Here is a 23077-nt window from a genome sequence, read left to right as displayed (position 1 = left end):
GTTCGGCGCATGGCGCGACAGTCGGACGGCTGCGATCCGTAGCCGCTCATATTTCAAACTGAGACACTACCGCATCCTTCGTCTCTTGCGCCGCCTGGAAACCCCATGATACCTCGCCCCCGAAGCTTTTTCCTGCGGAACCGCCAAAAATGTCCAAGTTCAAAAACGTCAAGAAAGTCGTGCTCGCCTATTCCGGTGGCCTCGACACCTCCATCATCCTGAAGTGGCTGCAGACCGAGCTCGGCGCCGAAGTCGTCACCTTCACCGCCGATCTCGGCCAGGGCGGCGAGCTGAAGCCGGCGCGCCGCAAGGCCGAGATGATGGGCATCAAGGACATCCGCATCGTCGACGTGCGCGAGGAGTTCGTCGCCGACTTCGTCTTCCCGATGTTCCGCGCCAACGCCGTCTATGAGGGCACCTATCTGCTCGGCACCTCGATCGCCCGGCCGCTGATCACCAAGCATCTGGTCGAGATCGCCCAGGAGACCGGCGCCGACGCGATTGCCCATGGCGCCACCGGCAAGGGCAACGATCAGGTCCGCTTCGAATTGTCGGCTTTTGCGCTGAACCCGGAGATCAAGGTCATCGCGCCCTGGCGCGAATGGTCGTTCAAGTCGCGCACCGACCTTCTGAACTTCGCCGAACAGCATCAGATCCCGGTGCCGAAGGACAAGCGCGGCGAAGCCCCTTTCTCGGTCGACGCCAACCTTTTGCACTCCTCCTCCGAGGGCAAGGTGCTGGAGGACCCGTGGAGCGAGCCGCCGGAATTTGTCCACCAGCGCACCGTCTCGCCGATGGACGCGCCCGATGCCGTCACCGAGATCGAGATCGAATTCCTCAAGGGCGATCCGGTCGCGCTCAACGGCAAGAAGCTGTCGCCGGCAACCATGCTGGCGGCGCTGAACGACCTCGGCCGCGACAACGGCATCGGCCGGCTCGACCTCGTCGAGAACCGTTTCGTTGGCATGAAGTCGCGCGGCGTCTACGAGACCCCCGGCGGCACCATCCTGATCGCTGCTCACCGGGCGATCGAATCGATCACGCTCGACCGGGGCGCTGCCCACCTCAAGGACGAGTTCATGCCGCGCTATGCCGAGCTCATCTACAACGGCTTCTGGTTCTCGCCCGAGCGCGACATGCTGCAGGCGATGATCGACAAGAGCCAGGAGGATGTCGAAGGCACGGTGCGGCTGAAGCTCTACAAGGGCAATGTCATCGTCACCGGCCGCAAGTCGAAAAAGACACTCTATTCCGATGCGCTGGTCACCTTCGAAGACGACCGTGGCGCCTACGACCAGAAGGACGCGGAAGGCTTTATCCGGCTGAACGGGCTTCGGCTGAGGACGCTGGCCGCGAGAAACCGCAAGCACTGATATTTTGCCGATACGGCAGCGATCAGACGACCCGGCGGAAACGCCGGGTTTTTATTTCAAATATCTAATATAGAAAAGTTCAGACCACTTCAGAGAAATTATCATTTGAACCTTTCCGCCGCTCTAACTAAGTTCGCCAGTGGGATGCGGGGAGTTTTCACAGTGAAAAATAGTATTTATCTTCTGGCTGCGGCAGCGTTGACGTTGATGACGTGCGGGCCCTCGCAAGCAGGCACGAAGCAGGCGCCTGAGGCTAATTTGGACGGGTGCATCTCCGCTGTCCATTTATGGAGCATCACGTTCAAGCACGAAATCGCCTCGTTCATGGGCGTCTCGCAAGAGCGCATGCCGACCCTGTTCTGCCAGCGCCTTGCCGAAGGGATACGCAGCGGCCGGATCGGCTACTCCGACATAAACAGGGTGCAGCTTGATCAACCGACCGAAATCTGGTTGGTCATCAAGGGCAAGTCAAAGGCGGCGGCTGCGGCCACGCCGGCGCCGCGGAACTCTAGATTCCGTACCTGCTCAAATGTTATCACCGGCTCCTTCGAGGTTTCCGCTTCCGAGAAATGCCCCTTAGGCGGCAGCTACTCGCAAGCTGCCGGAGTCCCGACAGTGATCGAGGGTAAGTCAAAGGTGGCTGCTCCAGCGCCGCGGAACTCCAAGTTCCGTACCTGCAGCGGCACTACCGGTACCTTCCAGATTCCCGTTTCCCGGAAATGTCCATTGAGCGGCTACGCGAATGATTGAGAGTTAGGTGATGAGATCGGACCCGGTCGTTCCGGTGGTTGGGTTTTGACCCTTGCTTCGTAACAAAAAAGCCCGGCGCAGGCCGGGCTTTTCGTCGGAATGGAGATATTCCGTCAGTCGGCGTCAATCGCCTCAGCGATGCGGGCGATCGCCTGCTGATAGACGCTTGCCGAATTCCAGCCGGCGATCGCGCCCATATTGGCCTGATAGCTCGCGCCGGCGCGCCAGCCATGGCCCTTGAGGAAGTTGGCGGTGGATGCCAGCGCCGTGTTGCGGTCGCGCAAATTGCCGCTGCCGACGCCATATTTCAGCACGTTTCCGGGCAGGAACTGGGTATGGCCGATCTCGCCATGCATGGCGCCGACCGAGGAGGCGCTGAGCGCGCCGCGATCGACAAGCTTCAGCGCGGCGATGGCATGCGGCTTGAAATAATCCGGGCGACGGCAGTCATAGGCGAGCGTCACGATCGCCGAAACCGTGTTTTGGTTCCCCATCGAGGCGCCGAAACCGGTTTCCATGCCCCAGATGGCGAGCAGCACGCCCGGCGGCACGCCATAGGTGCTCTCGATATTGGCAAACATCGCCGCGTTTGCTTTCTTCAGCGCGCGGCCTCGGGAGATGATCGCGGATGCGCCACGGCGCTGCATGAAGCTTTCCACCGAGCCGCTGAACGCCTTGTGGATCGCCCGGTCGGCGGCGATCGTCCTGGTGGCGTAAGTGGCACCCGCCAGCGCGGACAGGCCCCTCTGGCCGACACCCTCGGCTCTGGCCTCGCCGGCAAAATCCTGTTTCCAGGCGTCAAAGCCGGCGCCGTTCTTGCCACAGCTCGGAGCCGCCTCGGCGCCCGCCGTCAGCGCCAGCGTCGCCACTACCGCCGCCGCAAAAATCCTTCCTTTGGCAAAAAATGCCATCTCGTTCTCCTGAATTGCCTGAATCACGTCCCGGTTGTGAATTTGCCAGCGAAACGCCGGGTTGTCACCGCCTCCGCGGAGCACGTGACACTCGACACTGGCGAAAGAAGGGCAATTTGCCTACGATCGGGCATCAGGTGTGGCGGGCTTGCCTCATGAAGGACGTTGATGTCGTGATCGTTGGCGCCGGTTCCGCGGGACTTGCCGCGGCAACGGTGCTTCGAGCCGCCGGACATTCCTTCCTTCTTCTCGAGGCCATGGACCGCATCGGCGGCCGCGCCTGGACCAGCGACCGCCATTTCGGCGTGCCTTTCGACATCGGCTGCGCCTGGCTGCACGCGGCAGACCGCAATCCGTATTTTCCGGAAGCCAAGGCCGCCGGCTGGACGCTGCATCACCATGACATGAATGTCGACCATCTCTATTATCGCAAGCGCAAGGCGAGCGAGGAGGAGGAGGCCGAGATGAAGGCGGCCGATGCCAAGCTCTTCGAACTGCTCGCCAATCATCAAGTCAAGGACGGCGACGACGACCGGCTGTCGGGGCTGCTTGCCAGGGGCCACGCGCCGCGCGCCGCGGCCACCTTCGCCGGCCCGATGGATTTCGGCGCCGACGAGGACGAGATCTCGATCCGCGACTTCCAGGCAGCCGCCGACCTCGACCCCAACTATTTCAGCAAGGAAGGGTTCGGCGCGCTGGTCGCGCGTTTCGGCTTCGACGTGCCGGTCGAACTGTCGACGCCGGTGCGCAAGATCCTTTGGGATGTGCCGGGAATCGCCTGCGTCACCGACCGCGGCACGGTGCGCGCCAAGGCGGTCATCGTCACCGCTTCGCCCGCCGTGCTCGCCTTCGAGGAGATCGAGTTCTCGCCCGCGCTGCCCGACGCGCATTTCGGTGCCTTCTTCGACCTGCCCATGGGCATGCTGACCAAGCTGCCGGTTGAGATCAAGGGCACGAGGCTCGGCCTTGCGCCTTTCGACGACCTTTTGATCGAGCGCATGGCCAGGCACGACATCTATTTCCTCTGCTTCCCCTTCGATCTCGATCTGATGGTCGGCTTCGTCGGCGGCGACTTTGCCTGGGAAATGTCGGCCGCCGGCGAGGCAGCCGGGGTCGATTTCGTCGTCGACCGCCTGTGCGGCATCTTTGGTGGCGACGTGAGGAAGCATGCCGGCCGCGCCATGATGACGAACTGGGGCGCGGAGCGCTTTGTGCGCGGCGCCTATGCGGCGGCGCGCCCGGGCCGCTCCGAAGCGCGCGCGACGCTGATGCAGCCTATTGCCGAGAAAATCTTCTTCGCTGGCGAGCATGTCGCCGGTCCGCTGATCCAGTCCTGCGGCGGCGCGAGGCTCTCGGGCGAAAGCGTGGCCAGGCAGGTCATTGCCCAGATTGCGGCGAAGTAGCACTGGAACGCCGGACGCCGGCGGGCGTTAGGGGCGAACCCACATCCACGCATGGGTCCCACGGGGTTGATGCATGAAGCTTTTCGACTGTCCAAACTGCGGGCACCGCCTTTATTTCGAGAATGCCCAGTGTCTGAACTGTTCCAGCCTGGTGCTCTACGACCCGGAGCAGGCGAAATTCGTGCTCAGCGGCGAGGGCGGCGTCCTTCCATGTGGCAACGCCGATGAATGCGCGTGCAACTGGCGGGCCGAGAACGGCCGGACCTTCTGCCGCGCCTGCGCTCTCAATCAGGTCATTCCCGACCTTTCCATCGACGGCAACCGCAGGCGCTGGATCCGGGTCGAAGCGGCGAAGAAGCGTGCCGTCTACTCCCTGCTCGCCCTCGGCCTTCCGGTTACGCCCAAGGCCGATGCGGGCGACGAGACCGGTCTGGCCTTCGACTTTCTCGCCGACCCGATCGGCGCCGGTCCAGGCGGGGAACGCATCCTGACCGGCCATGACAACGGATTGATCACGCTCAACGTCGCCGAGGCCGATTCCGCCGAGCGCGAGCGCCGGCGCATCGAGATGGGCGAGAATTACCGCACCTTGCTCGGCCATTTCCGCCATGAACTCGGCCACTATTATTGGGACCGGCTGGTCCGTGACGATCCCGCATATCTTTCGGCTTTCCGCGCGCTCTTCGGCGACGAGCGGACCGATTACGAGCAGGCCTTGCAGGCCTACTACGCCAACGGCGCGCCGCCGGACTGGCAGCAGCGCCACATCTCCGCCTACGCCACGTCCCATCCCTGGGAGGATTGGGCCGAGACCTTCGCGCACCATCTGCACATCACCGACACGCTCGAGATGGTGCATGCGCTGAATCTTCCGCTCGGCCGGCTGGAAACCGTCGGCGACGGCGACCTGCCGCGCGCCGATACCGGCGGACATTTGCAGCCGGCGCCTGGCGATCCAGATCCGGTGCAGGAGCCGTTCGAGAGGATCCTCGCCCGCTGGCTGGTGCTTTCGGAGGCCTCCAATTCGATCAACCGCTGCATGGGACTGCCGGACCTCTACCCCTTCGTGATTTCCGAGGTGTCGGCGCGAAAACTGGCCTTCGTGAACGACCTTCTGACCGGCGCGCGGAAAAAGCCTGGAACAATTCGTGAGCCGGCAGCGGCACTTCAGCCGGAACGCATAGATCCCTGTTTCGTTTCCGAGCCCTAGGGCATGATCCCCAAAAGCGGGAACCGGTTTTCGGAAAGATCATGCTCCGACAAAGGAGCTGGATCAGGATGACGTATCTTTGAAACGTCATCCTGATCCAGGGAGCGTTGAAAACGGAGTTAAAAACGATGAAACGCATGTTGTTTCCGGCGCTTGCCGGTGCGCTGCTCGCCATGTCGGGCGCCGCTTTCGCCGATACCCCCGTCGCGGCCGTGACGGACTTGAATGTCCGCGCCGGGCCGGGTCCGCAATACCCAGTCGTCGGCGTGCTGGCGGCCGGCCAGTCGGCCACGCTTACCGGCTGCATCGAAGGCAGCAAATGGTGCACCATCGCCGAAGCCGGCGGCAAGGGTTGGGTCTATTCCGACTATGTGACGGCCGACTTCGGCGGCAGCCGCGTTGTCGTCACCCGTCGCCCGGCCAATGCCGATATCGCCGTCGTGGCGCCGCCGACCGATGACGTCTACACCAGGGACACCTACACCGGCGCCATCGTCTCCAATGATGACGCCATCGAGTCGATCGGCAGACCGCCGGCCGAGGTTGGAACCTATGTCACCGAGCACCGGGTCGATCCGGTCTATCTCGACGGCGAGGTGGTGACCGGCGCGACGCTGCCCGACACGGTCGAGCTGCGCGAGATCCCCGATTACCGGTATCGCTACGTTTATGTGAACAACCAGCCGGCGCTGGTCGATCCGGGCACGAGGCGTATCGTCTATGTGATGCGCTGATCGCCGGACAGTGATGGGCAACAGCGGCCGCCAGCGATGGCGGCCGCTGTTTGTGCCGGCAGCGGTTGTCGCATCGCGACATAGGTTCGGTATTGGCCGAAGCGCCCAAACTTCGTCATCCACGGGCTGAGCGACGCGAAGCGGCGCGCAGACCCGAGGATCCATTCCGTGACCTCGCGCGAAGAATGAAGACGGTGCAGAAGAGAGGCTGTTCTGCACCGCAACATCGCTCAGATGTAACGGCATGGATCGCGACAGGCAGGCGTCCAGCTCGTCTTCGACCGTGACATCCCCGCCGTGGTGCTTGAAGCGACCCATTCAACCCGGAAAACTGATGGCGTAATCGCACGGTAACCACTGATCGCCATACATCATGCGACCGAAGCCTTCGGCAGGGGAGCCGCGTGACCATCGAGAATGCCGCCTTCGAGGGCTATCGCCGCTCGCCGAACGAAAAGACCACTTTGCTGCGCCTGTTCTTCGGGTCGCCGATCATCATCGCCTTCTGGATGGCGATGACGGCTCTGGTGCTCTTTGCCGGCACCTATATCTACATCGTCTGGCGCCTGCCCGGACCCTCGACCGGGCGGTACATGCAGGATTTCTTGGCCTCGCCCGTCGGCATCTTGAGCGCCCTGACCTCTTTTGCCGGCATCTGGATCGGCTTGTGGGTGGCGATGCGCTTCGTTCACGGCGAGCCGCTGTCCGCGCTGTTCGGCGCCAGCCGCCGCATCGCCGGCGGCGATTTCCTCAAGGGGCTGGTCGCAGTGCTGATCACCTCGCTCTTCTCCGAAGTGCTGCTCTATTGGCTGCAGCCGGAAATCACGCGCGGACCGATCGCCTTTTCGTCCTGGCTGCTCTTCCTGATCCCGATCGTGCTGCTGGCCTTCCTGCAGACCTCGTCGGAGGAAATGCTGTTTCGCGGCTACCTGGTGCGCGGCCTCGCCTATCGCTTCCGGAGCCCGTGGATCTGGGCGCTGCTGCCGGGCCTGCTGTTCACCTCGCTGCACTGGAACTCGGCCTCGACTTTTGCCATCAATGCCTGCGTCCTGGTCTCGATCGGCGCCTTCGCCCTGCTGCTCACGCTGCTTGTCTATGTCACCGGCAATCTCGGCGCTGGTTTCGGTGCCCATCTCGGCAACAACCTCACCGGCTTCCTGCTGATCTCGCACCAGGAGGGCTATAATGGCTTCGCCCTGCTCAACGCCAAGCCGCTCGAAGGCCCCGGCTGGACGAACTGGGACGCCGTGCTGATCGCCGCGATCGGTATCGTCAGCACGCTTTTGACGATGCTTTTGCTTGTGCACCGGCGCTCGCCGCTGCGGGTCGGGGCGAACAGGGAAAGCCTCGGTTGAGCGATCCCAAATCGCGGCGTTTTGGCCTAGTGGCACTGCACAGGGATTTTGACCGATCGGCTCTGTTTCTGTCGGCAGGTGGCATGCTTGGACATTGGCCGAAACGCCCATCGCGATCGTCATTCCAGGGCGGAGCAGGAGCGAAGCTCCGTCGCGAAGACCCTGGAATCCATGCCGTTACCTTCGCCAAGGCGTGCAACGGAGCAGAATTCTGCACCGCGGCTGCGCTTCCAAGTCACGGAATGGATTCTATGGTCTGCGCCGCGTCGCTTCGCTCCTTGCTCCGCCATAGAATGACGAGGTTGGGGCGGCTTCAGCCAATCTCCGGCGTTTGCGCTGATTTCACTGAAATGAACGGAAGATCTTGCACCAAGACAAACGGCAACCTTTCAAAATCCCTGTGCAGTGCCACTAGGTTTAGGCCCAACACTTGACTCCGCGGCCGATTTCCTGTCTAGAGCCGCTGAATTTCCGCGACGAGTTTCTTTCGCGAAAGCCGACCAGGACGCCGAAGCCTCTTTGAGGCAAGAGCTGTAAAGAGATCCTGGAGGCCAACACCCGGCAGCGCGATGCGCCCCCGGGTGCTTTTTGGCTTTGCGCTTTTGCTTGGCGACCCGGCGCGAACGCACTACCTCTCGGGCATCCACAGTGCCAGGGAAAAGGGAAAAGAATGTTTGAATCACTCCAGGAACGCCTTGGTTCGATCCTGAACGGCCTGACCGGTCGCGGCGCGCTGTCCGAGGCGGATGTCTCGGCGGCGCTGCGCGAGGTGCGCCGTGCGCTGCTCGAGGCCGACGTCGCGCTGGAAGTGGTTCGCTCCTTCACCGACAAGGTGCGCGAGAAGGCGGTCGGCGCCGCGGTGCTGAAGTCGATCAAGCCCGGACAGATGGTCGTCAAGATCGTCCATGACGAGCTGGTCGAGATGCTGGGCGCCGAAGGCGTCGCCATCGACCTCAACGCGCCGGCGCCCGTCGTCGTCATGATGGTCGGCCTGCAGGGCTCCGGCAAGACGACGACCTCGGCCAAGATCGCCAAGCGGCTGACCGAGCGCCAGAACAAGAAAGTCCTGATGGCCTCGCTCGACACGCGGCGGCCCGCAGCGCAAGAGCAGCTGCGCCAGCTCGGCGAGCAGACCAAGGTCGCGACGCTGCCGATCATCGCCGGCCAGAGCCCGGTCGACATCGCCAAGCGCGCCGTGCAGGCGGCCAAGCTCGGCGGCCATGACGTGGTCATCCTCGACACCGCCGGCCGCACCCATATCGACGAGCCGCTGATGGTCGAGATGGCCGACATCAAGAAGGTGTCGAGCCCGCACGAGATCCTGCTGGTCGCCGATTCGCTGACCGGCCAGGACGCCGTCAACCTGGCGAAGAGCTTCGACGAGCGCGTCGGCATCACCGGCCTGGTGTTGACCCGCATGGACGGCGACGGCCGCGGCGGCGCCGCGCTCTCGATGCGCGCCGTCACCGGCAAGCCGATCAAGCTCATCGGCACCGGCGAAAAGATGGACGGGCTGGAGGAATTCCATCCCAAGCGCATCGCCGACCGCATCCTCGGCATGGGCGACATCGTCTCGCTCGTCGAGAAGGCTGCCGAGACCATCGACGCCGAGCAGGCGGCGGCGATGGCCAAGAAGATGCAGTCGGGCAAGTTCGACCTGAACGACCTCGCCCAGCAGCTTCAGCAGATGTCGAAGATGGGCGGGATGGGCGGCATCATGGGCATGATGCCAGGCATGGGCAAGATGAAGGACCAGCTCGCCGCCGCCGGCCTCGACGACAAGATGTTCGGCCGCCAGCTCGCCATCATCTCCTCGATGACCAAGGCCGAGCGCGCCAACCCCGATATCCTCAAGCACTCGCGCAAGAAGCGCATCGCCGCCGGCTCCGGCACCGACGCGGCCGAGATCAACAAGCTCTTGAAAATGCATCGCGGCATGGCCGACATGATGAAGGCGATGGGCGGCAAGGGCAAAGGCGGCGGCCTGATGCGCGGCATGATGGGTGGCCTTGCCTCGAAGATGGGGCTTGGCGGCATGATGCCTGGCGGCGGCATGCCCGACCTCTCCAAGATGGACCCGAAGCAGCTGGAGGCTTTGCAGAAGCAGGCGCAGGCCGCCGGCCTCGGCAAGGGCCTGCCGGGCGGCTTGCCCGGTGGACTTCCCGGTGGCGGACTGCCGGGCCTGCCAGGCGGCATGAAGCTTCCGGGTCTCCCCGGCCTGGGCGGTGGCGGGCTCCCTGGCCTCGGTAAGAAGAAGTGAGGAGGCGATGAACGAGGAGAAAGACATGGCCGACGCACGCGCCATCCTGGCCGGCTACCGAGCCTCGATCGACAACATCGACGCCGCCCTCATCCATATGCTGGCCGAACGCTTCCGCTGCACCAAGGCGGTCGGCGTTCTGAAGGCCGAGCATGGCCTGCCGCCGGCCGACCCGGCGCGCGAGCAGCAGCAGATCGCCCGCCTTCGTCAGCTGGCGAAGGATGCTAATCTCGACCCGGATTTCGCGGAGAAGTTCCTGAACTTCGTCGTCCGTGAAGTGATCCGCCACCACGAACAGATCGCCGCTTCCAACGGCGCTGCCAAAGCCGGCTAACCAGTGAATGCCGCCCAAAAGTGCTTAGCGGTTTTGGGATAACGGCATGCACAAACAAAAAGACACTGCCGCAAACCACATCAAACGAAATCAGAGCTTTTAGGAGATAAAGAATGGCACTGAAGATCAGACTGGCCCGTGCGGGCTCGAAGAAGCGTCCTTACTACCACGTCGTCGTTGCCGACGCCCGCTCGCCGCGCGACGGCCGTTTCATCGAGTCGCTGGGTTCCTGGAACCCGCTGCTGCCGAAGGACGGCGAGCGCGTCAAGGTCGACGCCGACCGCGTCAAGCACTGGCTGTCGCACGGCGCCCAGCCGACCGACCGCGTGCTGCGCTTCCTTGACGAAGCCGGCCTTGCCAAGCGCGAAGCCCGCTCGAACCCGAACAAGGCGCTGCCCGGCAAAAAGGCGCAGGAGCGTTCCGCCCTGCTGAAGAAGGCTCAGGAAGATGCGGCCGCTGCCGCCGCCGCGGCGACCGCCGCGCCCGCCGAGGCTGAAGCCGCCACCGCCGAGTAATCACGGCGCCGTTGAAAGGCAAACGCTCCAAGAAAACGGCGGACTCATGCCCGCCGTTTTCCTTTGGTCCGCCTGACGCCTCAATAGCCGGACGGGCAGCGCGCCACATAGACGCGCCCGTAGCGGTCGCGGTAGCGGCACTGGCCGGCCTCGCTGGCGTGGCCGATCAATGCGCCGGCGACGGCGCCGACGGCACCGCCCACAACCGCGCCTTCGACCGGATCGCCGGCCACCGCGGCACCGACCGCCGCGCCGCCCAGGCCGCCGATCGCCGCGCCCTTTTCCGTCTGCGAGCAGGCGCCCAAGGCCATCGTCAGAACCAGAATGGTAATTGCTTTCTTCATTGCTGTTCCTCTCTCAAGCGCCGTCCTCGCCGCCATGCCCTAAACTCACGAACAGCTAAATTGATCCCGGCGATGGTGAAGATTGGCCGGCTACGTGCCGGCCGCGTCAACAGGACCAAGTGCTAACCTGTTGAAATCTCGTGGCCTTAACCGCTCGGCAGGGCGTCTCGGATTGTCGAGCCCGGCCTCGAAATCCTTACCGATGAGGTTATGAGAATGAGCATCGCTTTTGCCCCGGTTATCGCCTGGACGGGATCAGCGCCCGCACTCTTGCGTCGCGCAGATAGAGCCCGCCCCACAGGATAACGCCGAGATAGACCCCGAACAGCGTGTGCGAGAAGAGCGGGTTGCCGATTCGCACATGCGTCGAAATCGCGCCGCCCATATAGGCGGTGAGCAGGATCGCACCGAGCACCGAGGTGCGCGGCAAGGCATAGAGCGCGGTCGAGATCAGCCCGATGACCCCGATCAGCCGTGCGATGTTCGGATCGGCCGGCCAGCCGAGCCCGTTCATCGTCTGCGTGACGATATCGAGCGGCGGCAGCTTGATGACGCCGTCGAAGATCATGAACAGGACGACCACGGCGCTGAGCGCGCGCCCGGCCCACACAGCGCCTTGCGAGGCAGGCGCGGCTTCGGAGATGCTCATGGATGTTCCCTCCTGGGTGCGAATACCGGCTGCTTGCCGGGTTCGATTCAAGGACGGACCATGATGTGGCGATCCTACAAGGGCCGGTTCTTTTGGACGTCGGAGCAACCACACCTTCGTCATCCTAGGGCGAAGCAGGAGCGTAGCTCCGTCGCGGAGCGCGCGGCAGAACAAAATTCTGGACCGCCGGCAACGCCTTGAAGCCACGGCATGGATTCTAGGGTCTGCGCCGCGTCGCTTCGCTCCTTGCTCCGCCCTAGAATGACGAAGAAAGCACAGCGCTTTCGACCATTTCCGAGGGCAGAGTCCTCGTGGGTCGACCTCCTACGAGAAATAGAACTTGTCGGCCGCGATCATCTTCGGCGGTGTCTCGTCCAGCGCCTCGAACACGGAAATCTCACAAACGCGGCAGAGGCCGTCCAGCGCCAAGTCGTTCGCCTCGATGCCGAACGGATCCTCGAGCTCTTCCGACAGCGCATCGAGGCCGAAGAAGGTGTAGGCGATCAGCGCCGTGAACAGCGGCGTCGCCCAGCCCGTGGCCGAGACCAGCCCGAACGGCAGAAGCAGGCAGACGACATAGGCCGTGCGATGCAGCAGAAGCGTGTATGCAAAGGGCAGGGGCGTGCCGGCGATGCGCTCGCAGCCGGCCTGGATGGCGGCGATCGCGGCCAGCCTTTCATCGAGGATGCGGAAGCCGATCGGGTCGAGCGCGCCGGCCTCGCGTCGCGCATTGGCGCGCCGGCCCATGCGGCGGACCATGTCTTCGGCAGGGTTGGCGCGGGCGGCGGCCTTGTCGACCTCGTCGCCGATGAAGGCGCGCGCGTCCTCTATGCTGTCGATCCGGCGCAATTGCCCGCGCAGCAGATGGCAGAAGGCAAGCGCCTCCATCAGCAGCGCGCGCTGCTCGGCGCGGTCGCCGATCAGGCTGGTGGTGGCGCGCGCCAAGTTGCGGATCTCGAAGACCAGCCCGCCCCAGAGCTTACGCGCCTCCCACCAGCGGTCATAGGCGGCGTTGTTGCGGAACGACAGATAGATCGACAGCGTCACTCCGACGAGCCCGAAAGGCGCGATGCTGAAGGCGCTGAGATCGAGCTGGAAGTGCCGTGCCACGAGCAGGATGACCGCCGAGTAGATGGCGAAGCCGAAAATCTGCGGCAGGATGCGCGGCACCACCGAGCCGCGCATGATGAAGAACAATTGCAGGAATGTCGGGCGCGGGCGGACGATCATCGGATGAACCTTTGCAAGCCGTTATGTCTCTACGGCGATAACGAACCCGCGGCTCAGCCGCCAGCGACATCGCCATGTCGTCCAGGCTCAGGACCGTTGACGTTTCGAGCGGGACTGTCGAGAACGTCGCAGAGCGCCAGACGAAGGAATGGAAAGATGAACGGCGAGACGGACCTGCAGAAGCTGCTGGCATCGATGACGCCGCGGCTTTACTCGGATATCTATGTATTCGCCACGTTGGCACCTGGCATGCCGGTTGCGGCGGGGCTCGAGCCCGTCATGCAATTTCGCGAGCGCGAGGGCACGACGATGATCCTGGCCGAAAGCCAGGCAAAGGCGGCCGGCCTTGCCGGAACGTTCCGTTGCCGGATGATCACGCTCGACATCCACTCCTCGCTCCAAGCCGTCGGCTTCCTCGCCGCGATCACCGCGAAGCTGGCGGCCGCCGACATGGGCGTCAATCCGGTCTCGGCCTTCTATCACGATCATCTGTTCGTGCCGGCGGATCGGGCGGAGGAAGCGCTGGCGATATTGGGGCAGCTTGCGGCGGAGAGCGGTGCCTGAGCCACGAGAAGATCGAAGAGCCGGCGCTATCTCATCCACCCTCCCACTCCCCAGGGAAAGGAGCCTAGGTGCGGAAAGCTCACCCCGGCGACTGGCTTGCTCTATCTGGACGTCGATCCTGAAGCCGGCGATGGGGCATTTTTCATCGCTTTGCACAAATGCTGCCAATGCTGTATATGGCGACAATCAGCAATGATAGGAGGTCGCTATGCCCCGTTCAGGTGGTTCCTATTCCACGAGCGAGCTTTCCCGGAAGTCCGGCGACATTATCGCCGAGGCCCTGCGCCGTCCGGTGACGATTACCCAGCGCAACAAACCCCGTCTCGTGCTTCTCAACATCGAGGATTACGCGCGGCTGGTGCGCCAGTCAGATAGCCGCTCTGCCGGTACAATCGAGACCATGTCTGACAGCCTCTTCGCCGATTTCGAGAGCGCGGTCGAAGCCTATGCGCAGGAGGATGAAACGGGGCGGACATGAGCTACGACGACATCCGCACGGCAACGGTCATCCGTTACCCTTACCTCTGGGCGCGCGAAGCCCGCGCCGGCGAGACGGAGGGCCGCAAGGAACGGCCCGTCGCCGTCGGCGTGCGGGTTGTACGAGCGGATGGCGATCTTGTCCTGTTCTTCCCGATCACCACCAAGGAGCCGGAGAAAGCTCGGTTCGCGGTTGAGATCCCCGCCATCGAGAGGCGCCGCGCGGGACTCGACGCCGATCGGCGGTTGTGGATCATCCTCGACGAGTTCAACTCCGATCTCGTCGGCAAGTCCTTCTATCTCGAACCCGAGCCGCCGATCGGACGCTTCAGCAAAGCCTTCTTCCTGCCGCTGCTGCGGGAGTTCATCGTCAGACGCAAGGCCTTCATCGAAGTCATCCGCTTCCGCTAGCCTCGACACAGCCGCGTCCTCCGTGAGCGAGAACAAACGGCCGAAGGCCGAGCCCGCGACTGCGGGCCGCCGGTCGTCCGGCGCCCCCCGCGGAGGCCCAGCCGCGATAGCGGCGGTGCGGGCCGTGAGCGAAAACGACGGCCGAAGGCCGAGCCCGCGACTGCGGGCCGCCGATCATTCGGCGCCCCCGCGGAGGGCCCGCCGCGGCAGCGGCGATACGGCCCGTGAGCGAAACAAACTACCGAAGGCCGAGCCCGCGACTGCGGGCCGCCGGTCGTCCGGCGCCCCCGCGGAGGGCCCGCCGCGGCAGCGGCGATACGGCCCGTGAGCGAGAACTACGCCGCCTTCTTCTTCGGCTGGATCAGGCCGCGCTCGACCAGCAGCTCGGCGATCTGCACGGCGTTGAGCGCCGCGCCCTTGCGCAGATTGTCGGAGACGACCCACATCGACAGGCCGTTGTCGATGGTCGAATCCTCGCGGATGCGCGAGATGAAGGTGGCGTCCTCGCCGGCCGATTCCAGCGGCGTGATGTAGCCGCCGTTCTCGCGCTTATCGAGCACCTGGCATCCCGGCGCTTCGCGCAGGATCTCGCGCGCCTCGTCCGCCGTGATCGGCTTCTCGAACTCGATGTTGACCGCTTCCGAATGGCCGATGAAGACCGGCACGCGCACGCAGGTCGCCGTCAGCTTAATCTTGGGGTCGAGCATCTTCTTGGTCTCGGCCACCATCTTCCACTCTTCCTTGGTGGAGCCGTCATCGAGGAAAACGTCGATTTGCGGGATGACGTTGAAGGCAATGCGCTTGGTGAACTTCTTGACGTCGACCAGGTCGGCGACGAACACCGCGCGGGTCTGCGTGAACAGCTCGTCCATGCCTTCCTTGCCGGCGCCCGACACCGACTGGTAGGTGGCGACGACGACGCGCTTGATGGTGGCGACGTCATGCAGCGGCTTCAGCGCGACGACCAGCTGCGCCGTCGAGCAGTTCGGATTGGCGATGATGTTCTTGCGCGAGAACAGCGAGACCGCGTCCGGGTTCACCTCCGGCACGATCAGCGGCACGTCCGGGTCATAGCGGAAGGCCGACGAATTATCGATGACGACGCAGCCCTGCTTGCCGATCTTGGGAGACCATTCCTTGGAGACGTTGCCGCCGGCCGACATGACGCAGAGGTCGGTGTCGGAAAAATCGTAGGTGTCGAGCGCCTTGACCTTCAGCGTGCGGTCGCCGAAGGACACTTCGGTGCCCTGGCTGCGCCGCGACGCCAGCGCCACCACTTCGCTCACCGGGAAGCCGCGCTCGTCCAGAATGTTGAGCATTTCGCGGCCCACATTGCCCGTGGCGCCGACTACCGCAACCTTGAAACTCATCTGATATCTCCTGTCCCTCTCCGCTTGGTTGTTTGGAGAAAACCCGCCGGCCTGATGCGGGTTTCGTCCCCCGGGCCGGACCCGGGAGAGGGTGGTTAGGCCAAGGGAATCACACCGTTTTGGTGGTGGTTTTCTTGGCCGTAGTTTTGCTGGAACGGACGGACGCGCCGAAGCGCCCGGCCCAATGCGTTACATTGTGGCTGGGGGCATCGAATGCAAGAAGAGCCATCGGAAGGCCGCGCATCGAGGATGATCCCGTTCGACGCGGGCTTTTACGCGGTTTGGTGGAAGAGTCAATCGCCGCAGCGCCTCTCCTTCTCCCCATGTGGGAGAAGGTGGATCGGCGCGTAGCGCCGAGACGGATGAGGGGTGTTCCAGCGGAGTGAGACGCTGGCTTTCCCTGGAGCACCCCTCATCCGTCGCCTTCGGCGACACCTTCTCCCACAAGGGGAGAAGGGAAAGGCGGTGCCGCCTGCTCTGTACAATGCCGTCGCCAAGAAGTAGGAACCCACCAACCGTCCGGCCTTGCGGCGCCTCAACGCCTGCCGGCATCAGTCCATCGATGGGCTAAAGAAGCTTCGAATTCCGAAAGAAGAAAATGTCCAGTTTCGAGATGATCGTTCCTGCGCTGGCAGAAGCGCTGGAAAAGCGCGGTTATTCGGCGCTGACGCCGGTGCAGAAGGCGGTGCTGGAGCCTGAGCTTGGCGAGGCCGACGCGCTGGTATCGGCGCAGACCGGGTCCGGCAAGACTGTCGCCTTCGGCCTTGCCGTGGCGCCGACCCTGCTTGGCGACGCTCAGCGTTTCACCGCTGCCGGCGCGCCGCTGGGCCTGGTGGTGGCGCCGACGCGCGAGCTGGCGCTGCAGGTGCGGCGCGAGCTCGAATGGCTCTATGAGCTGACCGGCGCGCAGATCGCCTCCTGCGTCGGCGGCATGGACATGCGCACCGAGCGGCGCGCGCTGGAGCGCGGCGCTCATATCGTCGTCGGCACGCCCGGCCGACTGCGCGACCACATCACGCGCGGCGCGCTCGACATGTCGGCGCTGAAGGCCGTGGTGCTGGACGAGGCCGACGAGATGCTCGACCTCGGTTTCCGCGAGGACCTCGAATTCATCCTCGACTCAGCACCCGCCGAGCGCCGCACGCTGATGTTTTCGGCCACCGTGCCGCGCTCCATCGCGACGCTTGCGCAGGGCTATCAGCGCGAGGCCGTGCGCATCTCGGCCGGCGGCGAGGAAAAGCAGCATCTCGACATCGAATACCGGGCGCTTTCCGTCGCGCCCGCCGATCGCGAGAACGCCATCATCAATGTGCTGCGCTATTACGAGGCCGCCAATGCGATGGTGTTCTGCAACACTCGCGCGGCGGTGAACCACCTCACCGCGCGCTTCAACAACCGCAATTTCGCCGTCGTGGCGCTGTCCGGCGAGCTCAGCCAGAACGAGCGCAGCCATGCCCTGCAGGCGATGCGCGACGGTCGCGCCAAGGTCTGCATCGCAACGGACGTCGCTGCGCGCGGCATCGACCTGCCCAATCTCGATCTCGTCATCCATGCCGACCTGCCGAGCAATACGGAGACGCTGCTGCATCGCAGCGGCCGTACCGGACGCGCCGGCCGCAAGGGGGTGAGCGCACTGATCGTGCCGGGCAATGCGCGCCGGCGCACCGAGCGGCTGCTCGCCAATGCCGGCCTGACCGCGACCTGGGCAAGCCCGCCCTCGGCCGACGAGGTGCTGCGGCGTGACGACGAGCGCATCCTGGCCGACCCGTCCTTCAGCGAGCCGGTGAAGGACGAGGAGCGCGACTTTGCCGCGGCACTTCTCGAGCGGCACGGCGCTGAGCTGGTGGCTGCTGCCTTCGTGCGGCTTTGCCGCGGCAGCCGGTCGGCGCCGGAAGACCTGATCGACGTCGCGCCGTTTGCGCCGTCAAAGGAGAAGTTCGCGCGCCGGGAAGACGCACCAGCCCGCCGCGACGATTTCGGTGACAGCGTCTGGTTCTCGCTCTCGGTCGGCCGCCGGCAGAATGCCGAGCCGCGCTGGCTGATCCCGATGCTGTGCCGCACCGCCGGCATGTCCAAGCGCGAGATCGGCGCCATCAAGATGCAGCCGGAGGAGACCTTCGTGCAGATCGCCGCCGACTGGGCCGACCGCTTCGTCGCCGCGATCGGCCCCGACCGCAAGCTGCAGGGCAGCATCGCGGTGAGGCGCATCGACGGCACGCCCGACCTGTCGCGCGCCGGCTACCAGCCGCCGAAGCCGGACAAGAAGCCGCATCGCGGCAAGCGGCCTTTCGACCAGGGTGCACCCGGGTTCGAGAAGCGAGCGCCGGACGAGCGGCCCGGTGGCGACGCGAAACCCTGGGCGAAGAAGCCCGGCAAGGCGAAGTTCGAGAAGCCAAAGTTCGATCGGCCAAAGTTCGATGGGCCGAGATCCGGCCAGCCGGAAAAGCGCAAGAAGCAGAAGAAGCGGCCAGCGTAGAATCGCGACGGGAGTTGGGCCAGGGTTTAGCAAAGCAAGTCGGCCGGTCAGCCCGACGCGCGCGGGCCGGCAGCCACTACGCCTCCGTCATTCCAGGGCGAAGCAAGGAGCGAAGCGACGCGCGCAGACCCTGGAATCCATGCCGTGACCTCCAAGCGTCGCGGCGGTGCAGAAAAGCCTTTGTTCTGCACCCCCTTTACCATTCGCGCGACGTCACGGCATGGATCCTCGGGTCTACGCGTCCGCTTCGCTCCCGCTCCGCCCGTGGATGACGAAGTTCGGTCGCTTCGGCTAACCTCCGAGGTTTACCCAGCCTTGGCGCCGATACCCGCCAACGTCAGGTTCCAGCGACCTTGTTCAGCGCGTCGCCCGACAGCCTAAGGAAAACCTTCTGGCCGTGGCGCTCGGCGCCTAGCCGGTCGTAGAAACGCAGCGCGCCCTCGTTCCAGTCTTCCGTGGTGAGATCGATGCGGCCTATGCCTTTGCCGAGGCAATAGCCGGCGAGAAAGCCGACCAGCGCGCGGCCGACGCCCTTGTCGCGGGCGCTGTCGCGCACGAACAGATCCTTCAGGAACATCAGCCTTTCGAGATCGATGCCTGGGTGGGCGATGGCCACCGAGGCGAGGCCGGCGACTTCGCCGCCCGCGAAGGCCAGGGCGAAATGCGGATAGGCCGGGCTCTCGTCGCTGAGCCATTGCCGCGCCGTGGCCGCCGCCCGGCTGTGATCGAGCGGCGTCTGCCGGTAGTGAGCCGCCATCGCGCAGAGCAGGGTGGCGAGCGCTTCGGCATCGTCGACCCTCGCCCAGCGAATGTCGACGGTGCCGGGATCAGCCAAGGAACTTGGCGATGATGGCATCGCCCATCTCGGTGGTGCCGACTTCCTTCATGCCTTCAGACATGATGTCTTTCGTGCGCAGGCCGTCGTCGAGCACGGCGGCGATGGCCGCTTCGAGCTTGTCGGCTTCCGCCACCATGCCGAAGGAATAGCGCAGGCACATGGCGAAGGAGGCGATCATGGCGATCGGGTTGGCGATGCCCTTGCCGGCGATGTCGGGCGCCGAGCCGTGCACCGGCTCGTAGAGCGCCTTGCGCTTCTTGGTCTTGGCATCCGGCGCGCCGAGCGAGGCCGAAGGCAGCATGCCGATCGAGCCGGTCAGCATGGCGGCGATGTCGGACAGCATGTCGCCGAACAGATTGTCGGTGACAATGACATCGAACTGTTTCGGCCAGCGCACCAGCTGCATGCCGCCGGCGTCGGCCAGCATATGGTCAAGCTTGACGTCGGAATAGCGCGCCTTGTGCGTCTGGCTGACCACCTCGTTCCACAGCACGCCCGACTTCATGACGTTGCGCTTTTCCATCGAGGTGACGTGATTGCGGCGGGTGCGCGCGAGCTCGAAGGCGACGCCCGAGATGCGCTCGATCTCGAACGTGTCGTAGACCTGGGTGTCGATGCCGCGCTTCTGGCCGTTGCCGAGATCGATGATCTGCTTGGGCTCGCCGAAATAGACGCCGCCGGTGAGCTCGCGCACGATCAAGATGTCGAGGCCCTCGACCACCTCCTGCTTGAGCGAGGAGGACGCGGCGAGTGCCGGATAGCAGATCGCGGGCCTGAGATTGGCGAACAGCTCCATGTCCTTGCGCAGCCGCAAGAGCCCGGCCTCGGGCCGCACCTCGTAAGGCACTGCATCCCATTTCGGTCCCCCAACGGCGCCGAACAGCACCGCGTCCGCCGCCATCGCCTTGGCCATGTCGGCGTCCGAGATCGCCGCGCCATGCGCGTCGTAGGCGCAGCCGCCGACCAGGCCCTCGTCGGTGGCGAAGCCGCTGCCGAGCTTGTCGTTCATGGCCGCGATCAGCTTCTTCACCTCGGCCATCGCCTCGGGGCCGATGCCGTCGCCGGCGAGCAGGAAGAGATTTTTCGAAGCCATGGAGAACCGTCCCGGGAGAGAAATTGAACCGGCGCCTTGCTAAACGCCAAGCGGGCTGGGCGCAAGGGGACCTCTCGAAGCTTGGTTTCCTCGCCCCCGCAAAGCGGGGGAGAGGTGTCCGCGAAGCGGACGGAGAGGAGCCTTCGTAGGGCGCTCCCCCTCTCCGTCTCGGCTTCGCCGGGCCACCTCTCCCCCATTTCGTGGGGGAGAGGAACCCAAGCTGGAGCAGCGCCTACCGATGCGAAAGAACATTCACCAAACGCCCGAACGGATCGCGCACATAGAAGCGCCGCACGCCCCAGGGCTCGTCGGCCGGGCCGTATTCGACGGCGAACCCGGCCTTCTTCATGCCCGCAAGCGCCGCGTCGACATCATCGACCTCGATCGACAGGTCCGGCACCGGCGTGCCCGACCCGCCCTCGGCCATGAAGCTCACCTGCACCGTCATGGTCTCGGCCGAACCGCAAGTGAGGATCCAGCCCTGGTCCATCAGGACATCAAGGCCGAGCACGTCCTGGTAAAAGCGCTTGGCCGCCGCAATGTCGGGGGTTTCGATATTGGCGACGATGCGCCTGACCTTCACCATGAGCCGCTCCTTTGCTTTGTCTGTCCGGGAGCCCTCCGCATTGCGGCGCAGGCCTCTATGCCGTGCGCCTGAGCGCCGTCACCTCGATCTCGATTTTCATTTCCGGCTTGTTGAGTTGGCACACGATCATCGTCGCCGCCGGACGGATGTCGCCGAACGCCTCGCCGAGGATCGGGAAGACCACGTCAACATAGGCCTGGTCGGTGATGTAGTAATGCGCACGCACCACATCGGCCATGCCGAAGCCGCCATCGGCCAGCGCCGTGGCGATGGTGGCAAGGCAGTTGCGCGTTTGCGCCTCGACCGTCTCGGGCATGGTCATGGTGGCATAGTCATAGCCGGTCGTGCCGGAAACGAAGCACCAGTCGCCCTGCACCACCGCCCGCGAATAGCCGGCGGTTTTCTCGAAGGGGGAACCGGTGGAGATGAGCTTGCGCATGGAAGCCTCGCGTTGGTTGTCTCCACCATTCTGAGATGCGTGGACGACACAGTCGTGAGCCAGACAACGCGATGCTGGCGGGACAGCGCGGCGCGAAGGATCGCTACCCGGCACAAATCGGCCTAATTCCCCGAACCCTGAGCATCCTCATAGGCCTTCTTGATATCCGCCGGCCAGTCCTTGACCGGCGGCCAGGCCTGCGGCTCGCCATTGTCGCCGCGGCGGGCGAAATAGACCTTCTGCTTGGCCGGGTCGACCGCCATGAAGCCGTCATTGCCGCCGCAGTCATGCGGCACGCAGCCGGTGGCGTAGAAGGCGCCTGATGCCGTCTTTTCGGTGCCGCCGCCAACCAGCAGGCTGGTCGCCATGTCGGGCATGTCGTTGCCCAGCAGCGCCTGGCCGGCCTTGTAGACCGCCTCATTGTGGAAGGCGTCGATGATGTTGTCGTATTTTGACGGGTCGACATCCTTCCAGTCGGTGCCGGGCTCCGGCGTGTAGGTCAGGTTGCCGGAGGTCGTCAGCCCTTCCGTGGGCGACCATTGCAGCACCGGCTTGGAATCGCCTGGCAAAAGGTAGGGCACGAAATAGATGGCGCTGTCGGAGACGGCGGCCGGCGGCGCGCCGCATTCGTCCTGCTCGACCGTGGTGGTCTCAATCTCGCCGTCCTTCTTCCAGACGATGACCTTGGCCGGGCCGCATTGATTGCCGCCGTCGCCGACATCGACGAGCGCGACGTTCACGTCGCCGATCTTGACGATCTTGTCGAAGAAGACGTCGTAATTGCTGGCCAGCTGCTTGCCGTCATAGGACAGCACCTTCTCGCCGTCCTGCTCCGGCTGCGTGATGGTGAGCTGCCCGCCCTCGAACGGAATCGGCGCCTGCTTGTCGTCCTCCGACGCAGCCTGGTCGCTGCCCTGGTCGGCCGTGCCTTGATCGGCAGCCGGCTGGTCGGACGCGGCCGGCGCGGTGGTCTGCGCGTGGGTGCCGATCGTGGCGAGAAGGATTGCCACCGAAGCGGCCAGAAGCGAGCGTGTCATGACTGTCCCCTCCACTCAGTCGCCACGAACCCGGCCGCGAACGGCCGGGCCACTACGTTCAGAATGTCAGGCCCAGGGGCGCTGCTCGGCGTTCCGCTTCTCGAAGGATGCGATGGCGCCGGCCTTCTCCATGGTGAGGCCGATGTCGTCCAGGCCGTTCAGCAGACAGTGGCGCTTGAAATCGTCGAGGTCGAATTTGACCACGCCGCCGTCCGGCCCGCGGATTTCCTTGGCTTCCAGGTCGATCGACAGCGTCGCGTTGGAGCCGCGCGAGGCGTCGTCCATCAGTTTGTCAAGGTCTTCCGGGCTGACCGTGATCGGCAGGATGCCATTCTTGAAGCAGTTGTTGTAGAAAATGTCGGCGAAAGAGGTCGAGATCACGCAGCGGATGCCGAAATCGAGCAGCGCCCAGGGCGCATGCTCGCGGCTCGAGCCGCAGCCGAAATTGTCGCCGGCGACCAGGATCTGCGCCTTGCGGTAGGCCGGCTTGTTGAGCACGAAATCCGGGTTCTCCGAACCGTCCTCATTGTAGCGCATCTCGGCGAACAGGCCGGTGCCGAGCCCGGTGCGCTTGATCGTCTTGAGATAATCCTTCGGGATGATCATGTCGGTGTCGACATTGACGATCGGCATTGGCGCGGCGACGCCGGTGAGCTTGGTGAATTTATCCATGGGTACCTGGCCCGTCTTCTTCGTGGCTGCGGGGAATTTGCGGGAC

The 23077-nt window shown here is 64.4% G+C and carries 24 protein-coding genes; 13 read left to right on the top strand and 11 right to left on the bottom strand.

The features are described from left to right. Positions 1 to 149: 149 nt before the first annotated feature. Positions 150 to 1373: an argininosuccinate synthase gene (locus EJ072_RS15255; RefSeq protein WP_126080418.1), complete on the top strand. Its 1224-nt coding sequence runs from the start codon at positions 150 to 152 to the stop codon at positions 1371 to 1373. 162 nt (positions 1374 to 1535) lie between these two features. Further along, entirely contained in the window at positions 1536 to 2123 is a 588-nt protein-coding gene (locus EJ072_RS15250; RefSeq protein WP_245467315.1) for a hypothetical protein, read from the top strand. A gap of 113 nt (positions 2124 to 2236) precedes the next feature. On the opposite strand, the gene EJ072_RS15245 is transcribed toward EJ072_RS15250, so the two are convergent. Continuing rightward, positions 2237 to 3034 carry a lytic transglycosylase domain-containing protein gene (locus EJ072_RS15245; protein WP_126080417.1) on the bottom strand — a complete coding sequence of 266 codons (798 nt, stop codon included), beginning with the start codon at positions 3032 to 3034 and terminating at the stop codon, positions 2237 to 2239. Positions 3035 to 3189: 155 nt separating this feature from the next. Between EJ072_RS15245 and EJ072_RS15240 the strand changes: the two genes are divergently transcribed. The 7 genes from EJ072_RS15240 to rpsP all read left to right on the top strand — a co-directional run bounded on the left by EJ072_RS15240 (position 3190) and on the right by rpsP (position 10845). Then, on the top strand, positions 3190 to 4437 hold the full coding sequence (locus EJ072_RS15240; protein ID WP_126080416.1) for an NAD(P)/FAD-dependent oxidoreductase: 1248 nt from the start codon (positions 3190 to 3192) through the stop codon (positions 4435 to 4437). A gap of 73 nt (positions 4438 to 4510) precedes the next feature. Then, positions 4511 to 5647 carry a putative zinc-binding metallopeptidase gene (locus tag EJ072_RS15235; protein ID WP_126080415.1) on the top strand — a complete coding sequence of 379 codons (1137 nt, stop codon included), beginning with the start codon at positions 4511 to 4513 and terminating at the stop codon, positions 5645 to 5647. A 128-nt stretch (positions 5648 to 5775) separates the two neighbouring features. Continuing rightward, positions 5776 to 6381, top strand: a complete 606-nt coding sequence (locus EJ072_RS15230) for a DUF1236 domain-containing protein (RefSeq protein WP_126080414.1) — start codon at positions 5776 to 5778, stop codon at positions 6379 to 6381. 404 nt (positions 6382 to 6785) lie between these two features. Beyond that, on the top strand, positions 6786 to 7736 hold the full coding sequence (locus EJ072_RS15225; protein ID WP_126080413.1) for a type II CAAX endopeptidase family protein: 951 nt from the start codon (positions 6786 to 6788) through the stop codon (positions 7734 to 7736). Between the two features lie 670 nt (positions 7737 to 8406). Then, entirely contained in the window at positions 8407 to 9996 is a 1590-nt protein-coding gene (gene ffh, locus EJ072_RS15220) for a signal recognition particle protein (protein WP_126080412.1), read from the top strand. A 7-nt stretch (positions 9997 to 10003) separates the two neighbouring features. Further along, complete coding sequence (locus EJ072_RS15215) at positions 10004 to 10330, top strand: chorismate mutase (RefSeq protein ID WP_073989908.1); 327 nt, start codon at positions 10004 to 10006, stop codon at positions 10328 to 10330. Positions 10331 to 10443: 113 nt separating this feature from the next. Next, positions 10444 to 10845 (top strand): 30S ribosomal protein S16, encoded by a 402-nt coding sequence (gene rpsP, locus EJ072_RS15210; protein WP_126063613.1) that lies wholly within the window; start codon positions 10444 to 10446, stop codon positions 10843 to 10845. An 80-nt stretch (positions 10846 to 10925) separates the two neighbouring features. Here rpsP and EJ072_RS15205 read toward each other — a convergent pair whose 3' ends face one another. From EJ072_RS15205 to EJ072_RS15195, 3 genes are all read right to left on the bottom strand, one after another. Next, positions 10926 to 11189 (bottom strand): YMGG-like glycine zipper-containing protein, encoded by a 264-nt coding sequence (locus EJ072_RS15205; RefSeq protein WP_126080411.1) that lies wholly within the window; start codon positions 11187 to 11189, stop codon positions 10926 to 10928. A 238-nt stretch (positions 11190 to 11427) separates the two neighbouring features. Next, positions 11428 to 11838: a DoxX family protein gene (locus tag EJ072_RS15200; protein ID WP_126080410.1), complete on the bottom strand. Its 411-nt coding sequence runs from the start codon at positions 11836 to 11838 to the stop codon at positions 11428 to 11430. 324 nt (positions 11839 to 12162) lie between these two features. After that, positions 12163 to 13068 carry a bestrophin family ion channel gene (locus EJ072_RS15195; RefSeq protein ID WP_126080409.1) on the bottom strand — a complete coding sequence of 302 codons (906 nt, stop codon included), beginning with the start codon at positions 13066 to 13068 and terminating at the stop codon, positions 12163 to 12165. 156 nt (positions 13069 to 13224) lie between these two features. Between EJ072_RS15195 and EJ072_RS15190 the strand changes: the two genes are divergently transcribed. The 3 genes from EJ072_RS15190 to EJ072_RS15180 all read left to right on the top strand — a co-directional run bounded on the left by EJ072_RS15190 (position 13225) and on the right by EJ072_RS15180 (position 14520). Further along, positions 13225 to 13632: an ACT domain-containing protein gene (locus tag EJ072_RS15190; protein ID WP_126080408.1), complete on the top strand. Its 408-nt coding sequence runs from the start codon at positions 13225 to 13227 to the stop codon at positions 13630 to 13632. Between the two features lie 208 nt (positions 13633 to 13840). Then, positions 13841 to 14110, top strand: a complete 270-nt coding sequence (locus EJ072_RS15185; RefSeq protein ID WP_112128743.1) for a type II toxin-antitoxin system prevent-host-death family antitoxin — start codon at positions 13841 to 13843, stop codon at positions 14108 to 14110. After that, positions 14107 to 14520, top strand: a complete 414-nt coding sequence (locus tag EJ072_RS15180; RefSeq protein ID WP_126080407.1) for a hypothetical protein — start codon at positions 14107 to 14109, stop codon at positions 14518 to 14520. The genes EJ072_RS15185 and EJ072_RS15180 overlap by 4 nt, the downstream gene beginning before the upstream one ends. 335 nt (positions 14521 to 14855) lie before the next feature. On the opposite strand, the gene EJ072_RS15175 is transcribed toward EJ072_RS15180, so the two are convergent. Then, positions 14856 to 15890, bottom strand: coding sequence for an aspartate-semialdehyde dehydrogenase (locus tag EJ072_RS15175; RefSeq protein ID WP_126080406.1), 1035 nt, complete (start codon positions 15888 to 15890; stop codon positions 14856 to 14858). A 598-nt stretch (positions 15891 to 16488) separates the two neighbouring features. Here EJ072_RS15175 and EJ072_RS15165 point away from each other — a divergent pair. Beyond that, positions 16489 to 18366 carry a DEAD/DEAH box helicase gene (locus tag EJ072_RS15165; protein ID WP_126080404.1) on the top strand — a complete coding sequence of 626 codons (1878 nt, stop codon included), beginning with the start codon at positions 16489 to 16491 and terminating at the stop codon, positions 18364 to 18366. Positions 18367 to 18703: 337 nt separating this feature from the next. Here the strand turns inward: EJ072_RS15165 and EJ072_RS15160 are convergent, their stop codons facing one another. From EJ072_RS15160 to leuD, 6 genes are all read right to left on the bottom strand, one after another. Next, on the bottom strand, positions 18704 to 19222 hold the full coding sequence (locus EJ072_RS15160; protein ID WP_126080403.1) for a GNAT family N-acetyltransferase: 519 nt from the start codon (positions 19220 to 19222) through the stop codon (positions 18704 to 18706). Then, the gene (gene leuB, locus EJ072_RS15155; RefSeq protein ID WP_126080402.1) at positions 19194 to 20297 is read right to left on the bottom strand and encodes a 3-isopropylmalate dehydrogenase; all 1104 of its coding nucleotides are present in this window, start codon (positions 20295 to 20297) and stop codon (positions 19194 to 19196) included. The genes EJ072_RS15160 and leuB overlap by 29 nt, the downstream gene beginning before the upstream one ends. 232 nt (positions 20298 to 20529) lie before the next feature. Further along, positions 20530 to 20880 (bottom strand): VOC family protein, encoded by a 351-nt coding sequence (locus tag EJ072_RS15150; RefSeq protein WP_126083640.1) that lies wholly within the window; start codon positions 20878 to 20880, stop codon positions 20530 to 20532. Positions 20881 to 20938: 58 nt separating this feature from the next. Further along, positions 20939 to 21322 (bottom strand): RidA family protein, encoded by a 384-nt coding sequence (locus EJ072_RS15145; protein ID WP_126080401.1) that lies wholly within the window; start codon positions 21320 to 21322, stop codon positions 20939 to 20941. 122 nt (positions 21323 to 21444) lie between these two features. Next, positions 21445 to 22359, bottom strand: a complete 915-nt coding sequence (locus tag EJ072_RS15140) for a hypothetical protein (protein ID WP_126080400.1) — start codon at positions 22357 to 22359, stop codon at positions 21445 to 21447. A 66-nt stretch (positions 22360 to 22425) separates the two neighbouring features. Then, a complete protein-coding gene (leuD, locus tag EJ072_RS15135; RefSeq protein ID WP_040987979.1) occupies positions 22426 to 23031 on the bottom strand; it encodes a 3-isopropylmalate dehydratase small subunit in 606 nt (201 codons plus the stop codon). Between the last annotated feature and the right edge of the window lie 46 nt (positions 23032 to 23077).

The organism is Mesorhizobium sp. M2A.F.Ca.ET.046.03.2.1 (assembly GCF_003952425.1).
Lineage (GTDB): Bacteria > Pseudomonadota > Alphaproteobacteria > Rhizobiales > Rhizobiaceae > Mesorhizobium.
Note: the sequence above shows the minus strand (reverse complement) of the source record. Positions and strands in the feature narration are given on the sequence as shown.